At 41.4% G+C, this 5,927-nt stretch carries 6 protein-coding genes; 2 read left to right on the forward strand and 4 right to left on the reverse strand.

The window, feature by feature from the left end:
- Positions 1-191 precede the first annotated feature (191 nt).
- From VE944_RS29880 to VE944_RS29890, 3 genes are all read right to left on the reverse strand, one after another.
- Positions 192-440 carry a hypothetical protein gene (locus tag VE944_RS29880; RefSeq protein ID WP_324986088.1) on the reverse strand — a complete coding sequence of 83 codons (249 nt, stop codon included), beginning with the start codon at positions 438-440 and terminating at the stop codon, positions 192-194.
- Positions 441-472: 32 nt separating this feature from the next.
- Entirely contained in the window at positions 473-2,059 is a 1,587-nt protein-coding gene (locus VE944_RS29885) for a B12-binding domain-containing radical SAM protein (RefSeq protein WP_324986090.1), read from the reverse strand.
- A 269-nt stretch (positions 2,060-2,328) separates the two neighbouring features.
- Entirely contained in the window at positions 2,329-3,312 is a 984-nt protein-coding gene (locus VE944_RS29890; protein ID WP_324986093.1) for a CHAD domain-containing protein, read from the reverse strand.
- A gap of 281 nt (positions 3,313-3,593) precedes the next feature.
- Between VE944_RS29890 and VE944_RS29895 the strand changes: the two genes are divergently transcribed.
- Entirely contained in the window at positions 3,594-4,667 is a 1,074-nt protein-coding gene (locus tag VE944_RS29895) for a DUF3616 domain-containing protein (protein WP_324986096.1), read from the forward strand.
- 21 nt (positions 4,668-4,688) lie between these two features.
- Here VE944_RS29895 and VE944_RS29900 read toward each other — a convergent pair whose 3' ends face one another.
- On the reverse strand, positions 4,689-5,093 hold the full coding sequence (locus VE944_RS29900; protein WP_109009783.1) for an NIL domain-containing protein: 405 nt from the start codon (positions 5,091-5,093) through the stop codon (positions 4,689-4,691).
- Positions 5,094-5,288: 195 nt separating this feature from the next.
- Here VE944_RS29900 and VE944_RS29905 point away from each other — a divergent pair.
- Positions 5,289-5,927: response regulator transcription factor (locus VE944_RS29905; protein WP_324986100.1), on the forward strand; the 639-nt coding region annotated here is incomplete at its 3' end.

A 5,927-nucleotide genomic window follows, 5' to 3' on the forward strand; every position in this document is an offset into this window, starting at 1 on the left:
AGGAGTCAATTCACGCGGTGGTTTTATATCCTCGTCGCTATCAGCCCAATACAGACCACTGTGGGGATATTCCCGACCAATACAATCCAGCACTAATTGAGCATATTGTGCTGCGATCGTTTCATTAATCTCCAAATTATCCAGTGGCATGGTCAGCCCCTTCTCTGCGAGACGCTACGCGAATGGGGAAGTCAAAAGTTAATAATTTTGAACCCCATAAATAAATTTAGGGGCTTTCTCGGCGCGGATAGCTTAATAAAAGCGTAGCGTTTTTTTAATGCAGACGAACGCATTAACATTGCATCGGGATGCATTGGCATTGCATCGGGATGCATTGGCATTGCATCGGGATACATTGGCATTGCAGGGCGACGCATTAACATTGCATCGGGATGCATTGGCATTGCAGGGCGATGCATTAACATTGCATCGGGATGCATTGGCATTGCGGGGTATTGGCAAATTTAATTCGCTACGAATTAACCATCACTTGTACTTCAGGTTTTACTTTAGCTTCTCCTTCCAGAAATTCAGCCACTTGAGCCTCAATTTCATCCCGGACAATTTGGCGATACTCCAAAAAATGCTCAATTTGGGCACAAACAGCTAAGTAGCTACTCACTCCACCCGGATTATGCTGAAACATGTTCCACAAGTTGCGCCAGAATTGCCACCGCGTTTGACGACGTACACCTTGGCGCCAGCAAATGATTAGAAACGCTCTGAGTACTTTCCAGTTCAATGGTTTCTTGGCAGCTTTGCCCTTTTTCGGGTAGGTTGCTTCGCCCAAAAGCCGGAAGTGTTTGTATGTACGCTCCAAAAACCGTTCTGGCTCATACAAATCACAGAATGCCTGCACATATTCACGAGCAATGTCTTCTAACGGTCGAGTTGGGACAAAGTTCATCAACGTAGTTTGGTTGATGTTGGCTGATTTATTGCGGAGTCGTCCTTCCTTTTCTAATCTATGCCAAAGCGCTGTATCTGGAAGCGCTTGCAGCATACTAAATAAGGCTGTGGGAATTGCTGTTTGCTCGACAAACTTGACAATTCGTGCGCCGGCTCCTACTTTCTCGCCATCAAATCCAATGATAAAGCCTGCCATAACTCGCAACCCTGAGCGGGTAATCCTATTCACCGCATCACTGAGGGAGTCTCTGGTATTCTGGTATTTCTGAGTGAAAGTAAGACTTTCTTCGTCGGGGGTTTCAATTCCCAGAAAAACGGCTCCAAAATTACACGCTACCATCAAATCCATCAGTTCTTGATCTTGGGCTAAATCAACTGAAGCTTCTGTGGCAAAGGAAAAGGGATAGTTATGTTCTACCATCCAGGGCAGAAGGGACTTCAAAAATAATTTGACATTCCGCTTATTACCGATGAAGTTGTCATCCACCATGAAAATACTGCGTCGCCAACCCAGTTTGTAGAGATAATTTAGCTCTGCTAATAATTGCTCTGGGTTTTTGGTGCGGGGTTTGCGACCATATAGCACAATAATGTCGCAGAATTCACACTGGAAGGGACATCCACGCGAAAATTGCACCGACATCTCCGCGTAGGCTTCAAACTCTAGCAAATCAAAGCGAGGAGTTGGAGTGTTGGTAACATCTGGTTTTTCACCGCCAGAGCGAAAAATGCCTGTGCGATCGCCCCGTACGATCGCTGCTACAAATAAGGGTAGGGTAATTTCCCCTTCATCCAATATCAAGTAATCTGCTCCGGCGGATGTCATTTCATCTGGTAGCGCTGTCGGGAAAGGGCCACCCACAGCTACCCGCTTACCTCTTTGTTTTGCTTCTAATATCTGAGAAAGCAAATCCTCTTTTTGGACAATCATCGCCGACATAATCACCAAATCTGCCCAAGCCCACTCTTCTTCCGTACAGACGCGAACATTTCGGTCTACTAACTTATACTCCCATTCTTGAGGTAATATCGCAGCTACAGTTACCAAGCCTAAAGGCGGTAGCATTGCTTTACGGTCTAATAAAGCCAGTGTTTTTTCAAAAGACCAAAAACTTTTTGGAAAACGGGGGTATAGAAGTAATACATTCATATTTGACCCTTATAAAGCTTCATCTTAACTGCTGGTTAAATTTACATACAACTTAGCCACTCTGACAACATATTAGAGCAGCTTTTGTATCCAGTAGCTATAACCTCTACTATGACTGATTTAGACAAAGCAATATTTTTTAAGGGCAATTATCACTGACACTGCCGTAGGAGGGGAGGTAAGTCCTAATCTTGGGCGAAAATCCAAGTTTAGGCACTCCCCCGTGATTACAGAAGCCCCACCCTCAGCTTTATGCTAGGTGAGGTAGTTCACCCTATTACTCCTGAAAGCGGGTGCAGTATTGTTAAATGAAAGCTATGCTTAGTTTCAGCTTTCAGATACCGTTCTTGTAAAGGTTGCCACTTCTGCCACGACTGGTAGCGATTTTCAGTTAACAAGGCAGCAAGAGTAGGGAGTTCAGTCTGGATTTCTGACTTGAAGACATCTGTAAGCCAGTCAGTTAAGACATCACTATCTTGCATCGTACCCAAAATTTCTTGGATATTTTTCACTTCTGTAAGATAAGCTTCGTAAGACTCGCCATATAAGTCAGTAAATAATTCCATCTGGTAACGTAGACGTTTTGCTTCTTTTCGCAAACTGTGAATAATTTCACCTTCTCTGGCTAATTGTTTTTCTATCTTTTCTGGTTTCCAGTTATTCTGGATTTTCACTTCTGATTCCAAAAATTCAGTGCCAACCAGCCAAGCCGGATGCAGTAAAAAACTACTCACTTCTGGTAAAAGTAAATCTGGTAGTACCTGCTGAATGGTAAAAGATGCCAAAGGTTGATAACTAGGTTTCTCTAACCACTTATCTAATGCATCTTTTAGAGACTTGTAAGATTCATTTTTTAACGTTTTTTGTACGCTTGATTGTACATCTTCACGTTGTCTAGCTAAAGCGTTGAAAGCTGTTTTTAGAGATTCTTGCTCTTTGCATGGTAAGTTTGGTTTGTAATCGTTTTCCAAACTTTCTTTAAGTACGTCTAAATCTCTCAGGCTACCAAGACGACGGGCTATTTTACCAATATTTTTATCGTTGACTGGTTTCGGCAGATCCACCGCTAGCCCAAAGCTAGTTACACATGTTCGTAAGCGACGCATTCCCACTCGCATTTGGTGCAACGCTTCTGGATCTTCATCTTTCTTTACTGATTTTTCCCACTTCAAGGTTTTCTTAAAGTGTTTTTCAATCGCTTCGTAGGCGTAGTCCCCTAGAGTTTTTACCGTGGGTTGTGTGGCTAGTTTCATAATTGATCTTAGATGAGATTACCTTATGAGGTTATTGAATAATAACATTAGTTAAAAATTTGTATCTACTAGTTTTTATGTTTTTTATTCAATGATTATTATCAAGTATGCTAACAAGCATTAATACTTGCATCCTCTTTAAGAAACATCCAATATCTATCAAAGGTCTAAAGAGCAGATTCATCCCAAAGATTTTATATATACGATAGCTTTTACAAATATTTAGCATGGTATTAAATTATCTATTATGATAACATCATTAATCTTTCTGAAATCAAAAAATGCCAAACTCAAATTTGATTAATCAAGTTATCTTAACTTTTGTTGATAACTTTAAAGAACATAGAGAAGACTTATCAGCATTGCTACTAACCCACCAGAAGTATTTATGGTTAGGGTCAGATGAAACCTCAACTATTGAACGTCTCTCTTTGGTTGATACTGATAAATTTACAGATCATCAACAATTTAGGGTAGCAGAATTTATCAATTTACCTGCGCCAGAAGATCAAGAAATTGATATAGAAGGACTTGCTTATACAGATTATTACTTATGGTTTGTTGGTTCTCATAGTTACAAACGCAAAAAACCGAAATCTGATAAGACCGATGCACAAAACTTTAAAAGGCTGACAAAAATTGAATCAGAACCCAATCGTTACCTTTTAGGAAGGATTCCTTTGATAGATGGTAAGTTATTCTCATCTTGCCCACATCCCCAAAACCCAGATGTGCAATTGAATGCCGCTAAACTAGAGGTGACGAACCAAGGTAATTTGCTTCTTACTGCTTTAGCAGATGACGCTCATTTAGGCTTATTTATCAAGGCTGGAACTGCGGGAAAAGATAACGGCTTTGATATTGAAGGAATAGGCATTTGTCAAAACCGGATTTTTTTGGGTTTGCGTGGGCCTGTATTGCGGGGTTGGGCTGTAGTGCTGGAAATTGAGTTAGAAGTAGAAGATTCTAGCCCTGGAATTCTGAAACTGCGGCAAATTGGAGAAGCGAAGGAGTTATATAAAAAGCATTTTATCTGGTTGAATGGTTTGGGAATTCGGGATTTGTGTGTAGATGGAAATGATTTGTTGATTTTAGCTGGGCCAACGATGGATTTAGATGGCCCCGTGCAAGTTTATCGCTGGACAAATGGCGTTAACTTGCGAGAAAATGTCTTCAGCAATCCAGATTTTGTACAAGATATTCCCTATGGAAATCGGGAAGATCATGCTGAGGGAATGACGCTGTTTCAGGATGTTGCTGGCATACCTTCGCTATTGGTAGTTTATGACTCTCCAGCAAAAACTAGGTTGGTGGGTGATGATGGTGTAATAGCGGATGTGTTTAAGCTGGGCTAATAAATTTTGGATTTTAGATTGTTAAAGGTTAGTGGAGATTGCTTGTACAGGACAGGTGGGGATACACTGTTCGCAGACGATACAACGCGATCGCGTGAATGTGAGTTTGTATGTCTCTGGGTGGAGAGTGAGAGCTTCAGTAGGGCAAACCCCAGTACATAAGCCACAGTGGACACACACATCCTCGTCGATCGCAATTTCGCCTAAGGTATGAGAAACATTAACATGGCGCGATCGCATCCACTCGATCGCCGCATCTAATTGATCGATATCTCCCGATAGTTCTACTACCAGTTTGCCAATTTGATTTGGGGCAACTTGGGCACGGATAATATTGGCGGCAACGTTGAATTCTTTGGCGAGTACGTAAGTGACTGGCATTTGTACGGCGCGTTTTGGAAAGGTAAGAGTTACTCGTTTTTTCACAGGTTTAACAGAGGATTTTTTCTGTTGTAGCGTATTGGAAGTTTTATGGCTTGAAAGATCATTACTCAGTTACGAGGATGTAACGAGTAGGGAATGCTGTGGTTTAATTACTTGAAAAGCACAGTAATTAATTTTGCAATTTAAGTTTATTGGTTGTTATCTGTTGTATCCATTTTAACTTGGAAAGCTTTTAACATGAAAATTTTAGTTGTAGAGGATGACGAGTTAAATGCTTATGCACTCACCGCCGTTTTAACTAACCAAAACTATGCAGTTGAAGTTTCCACTGATGGAGATGCAGCTTGGGATCTTATTCAAACTTACGATTATGATTTAATTCTACTGGACGTAATGTTACCCAAGCTGGATGGCATTAGTCTTTGCCGTCAAATCCGTTCTAGTGGTCTGCAAATGCCAATATTGTTATTGACAGGGCGCGATAGTAGTCATGATAAAGCAATCGGGCTAGATGCAGGGGCAGATGACTATGTAGTTAAACCCTTTGACCAAGAAGAGTTAGTTGCTCGGATTAGGGCGCTGTTGCGTCGCAAAATTGTAACCTCGCAACCTGTGCTGGAGTATGGTCAGTTACAGCTAGACCCTAGTAGCTGTGAAGTGACTTATGCTGGCAAGCTGCTACCACTTACGCCAAAAGAGTTTGCTCTGTTAGAACTATTCTTGCGGAATAATCACCGGGTGTTTAGCTGCGACATGATTTTAGAACATCTTTGGTCTTATGAAGATACTCCACAAGAAGAAGCTGTTCGCACTCATATCAAAGGGTTACGACACAAACTCAAAGCTGTAGGAGCGCCCAATGATTTGGTTGAAACA

Origin of the sequence: Nostoc sp., assembly GCF_035638895.1 — a bacterium.
In the GTDB taxonomy this organism is placed as follows: Bacteria; Cyanobacteriota; Cyanobacteriia; order Cyanobacteriales; family Nostocaceae; genus Nostoc.

What these genes read in the sequence shown, in the direction of transcription:
- VE944_RS29880 (WP_324986088.1), bottom strand. Translation starts at nt 440, where the DNA reads ATGCATCCCGATGCAATGTTAATGCATCGCCCTGCAATGCCAATGCAT.
- VE944_RS29895 (WP_324986096.1), top strand. Translation starts at nt 3,594, where the DNA reads ATGCCAAACTCAAATTTGATTAATCAAGTTATCTTAACTTTTGTTGAT.
- VE944_RS29890 (WP_324986093.1), bottom strand. Translation starts at nt 3,312, where the DNA reads ATGAAACTAGCCACACAACCCACGGTAAAAACTCTAGGGGACTACGCC.
- VE944_RS29885 (WP_324986090.1), bottom strand. Translation starts at nt 2,059, where the DNA reads ATGAATGTATTACTTCTATACCCCCGTTTTCCAAAAAGTTTTTGGTCT.